This is a genomic window from Thermus islandicus DSM 21543 (genome assembly GCF_000421625.1).
GTDB classification, from domain to species: Bacteria; Deinococcota; Deinococci; order Deinococcales; family Thermaceae; genus Thermus; species Thermus islandicus.
This window is the reverse complement of the sequence record NZ_ATXJ01000053.1, coordinates 1-2582: the sequence shown is the minus strand read 5'-3', so window position 1 is coordinate 2582 and position 2582 is coordinate 1. Positions and strand designations below refer to the sequence as shown.

The following is a 2582-nucleotide window of genomic DNA, read 5'->3' as shown; positions in this document are numbered from 1 at the left end:
ACCGGCAGTACCCCCTTTGGGGTCTTCTGGCCCTCATCCTGGTGGCTTTCCTTTCCCGCGTGGACTCCCTGAGGGGCGTGGAACGCTTCGCCCGCGCCAACCCCCATCTTCTACCCCACCTCGGCCTGCGCAAGTCCCCGGGCCACACCGCCATCACCCTTCTCCTTCAGCGCCTGGATCCTGAGAAGCTCCAGGCGGCCCTCCTCCAGGTCTTCCCCGAGGCGGTCCTTGGGGAGGTCCTGGTGGTGGACGGGAAGCACCTGCGGGGAAGCGGCAAGGGGAAAAGCGCCCAGGTCAAGCGGGTGGAGGTCCTGGCCCTGCGCCTCCAGACCACCCTGGCCCAGGCCGAGCGGACGGGACCCGGCACGATGGGCTTCCGCTACAAGGGCACCCTCGAGCCCTATGTCGAGGTTGGAAGCGCGGGGGTGGCTAAGGTGCTGCTGCGCTACGGATGGCTCGAGCAGGCCCGGCCACCCTCTTCGAGCCGCGCGCAGGCACCAGCCTCCTACCCCAGGGGCGAACCCTGGAGGGGTTGGCCGTCCCCGGCGAGGGCCTGCTGCGGGTCTCCTGCGACTTCGCAACCGGTTGCGCTGGGGTTCTGCGGGTGCTGCACCGGGTGGCGAGCCCCGGCCCCGCCGACTTTATGCTGGACGAGGTGATGCCCAATGAAGACGTTATGGACCCTCCTGGAGGGGCGCAGAGGCGAGTTTCTGCGCCTGCTGGCGGTTAGCAGCCTGGCGAGCGCGGCCGAGGCCCTGCTCCACCCGTTAATGCTCAAGTGGCTCTTCGACGAGGCGGTGGTCACGCAAGACTTCCGGCGCTTCGGGCTCCTGGGGCTCGCCTACCTCGCCGTGGGACTGGGCCTGGTTGCTCTGTTCTGGGCCCTCTCGCTCTGGCAGAGGGCCTTCGTCAACCGGGTGGTGCTCGAGGTGGAGGGGCGGCTGCTAGCCCAGGCCCTCCGCCTTGACTGGCAAGACTTCAGCCGCGAGGGAGCCGGGGCCTTTGTGAGCCGGGTTCACCAGGACGTCCTCGAGGGGCTGGCCCCTGCGGTTTCCCTCTTGGTTGCCGTGGCCCGCCAGGCCCTGGCGACCCTGGCCTTCCTGGGGGTGCTGCTGTACCTGTCGTGGCAGGCTACCCTGGCCCTGGCGATACTGGTCCCGCCGCTATTGTGGGTCGCGCAGCGGGTCGGGACGAGGATCCGCCGGGCTGTCACGGACGAGCGGGAGGCGGAGGCCCGCTACCTCGAGGTCCTCTCCCAATCGCTCAAGGCCTTCCGGGCTCTACGCGGCCTACCCCGTCTTCTCAGCCCGACTCTGGCCGCTAACCGGGAGGCCCTGAGCGCCTACCTCGAAGGCACCTACCGCAGTCAACGGCTGGTGGAGGCCCAACAGGCCTGGAGCGGCGTGTTCATGAACCTGGCCAACACGCTCGCACTGGTCGTGGGCGGCTACTTCGTCCTGGTCCGCGTGCTGAGCTTCGGCGGATATTTGGCCTTCGTCAACGCCTTCTGGCGTGCGGTGGAAAACACCTTTTCCCTGCTGCGCAGGGTGCCCGAGTTCCACCGCCACGCGCAGGTCCTCGAGCGCGTCCAAGGGCTGCTCTCCTCCGCACCCGAACCCTATGCGCGGCTGGCCGCCGAAGCCCGACTCCAGGGGGTGAGGGTGGCCTACGCGGGCGGGGCCTTGCTGGAGCTACCGCGGGTGGAAATCCGCCCAGGCGAGCGCCTACTGCTCGTAGGCCCCAACGGCGCGGGCAAGAGCACCCTCCTCCACGTGCTCGCGGGGTATCTGGCCCCAAAGGAGGGCGAGGTGGTGCGGCCCGCGCGGGTGGCCGCGCTCACCGCTCCCCCCGAGCTGCCGCCCTTGACGGTACGCGAGCTGGTTCCCGACGCTGGGATCCGCCGGGAACTGGGGCTGGAGGGCCTGGAGGACCGCCGCCCGGAGGCCCTGTCCTCGGGGCAGCGGCAGAGGGCCGCCATCGGCGCGCTGCTTTGCGAAGAGGCCGACCTCTACCTTCTGGACGAGCCCCTGGCCAACTTGGACTCTGAGAGCCGGGAGGGGGTGCTCGAGCTCATCCTGCGCCGGACCGCAGGAAAGGCCCTGGTCGTGGTACTGCACGGGGATGAGACGCTGCACGGCCGCTTCGACCGGGTGGTGGAGCTGGCAGGCCCGCAGGCGCTGGACTCCCCGTAGCGGCCGTGTTCACCCCGGCCACTTGGGCAACGAGCACAACACGTGGGGCGGGCAGGCCTTGCTTTTGGGGATGGACCTCTCCTTGTGGCCCCGGGTGCGGAAGCTCTTGGTGGACTGGGGTCCCGGGGTCTTCGGGGCTTGGCCTCCTCCCTGGGGTTGGAGCTGGAGGGGGTAGCCCGTCCTTACGCGGAGGGGCGGGGGGAGAGGAGGTACCCGAGATTCCGCGGGAGGGTGGGTTCAAACTACGAGGGAAACCCCCAGACTTGACCTATATGCGGCTCCTGGAGTAAAGAGGGGCATGACCCTGCGTGAAGCCCTATCCCAGGTCCCAGACCCTCGGGCTCGCAACCGGCAGTACCCCCTTTGGGGTCTTCTGGCCCTCATCCTGGT

Annotated in this window: 1 protein-coding gene and 1 pseudogene; both read left to right on the top strand. The window is 69.2% G+C overall.

Annotation, left to right across the window (positions count from 1 at the left end; all coding sequences use genetic code 11):
* A pseudogene (locus H531_RS15220) lies at positions 1 to 359 on the top strand (transposase family protein); the annotation flags it as partial.
* Between the two features lie 306 nt (positions 360 to 665).
* On the top strand, positions 666 to 2192 hold the full coding sequence (locus H531_RS0112365; protein WP_022799619.1) for an ATP-binding cassette domain-containing protein: 1527 nt from the start codon (positions 666 to 668) through the stop codon (positions 2190 to 2192).
* The last annotated feature ends 390 nt before the right edge of the window (positions 2193 to 2582 follow it).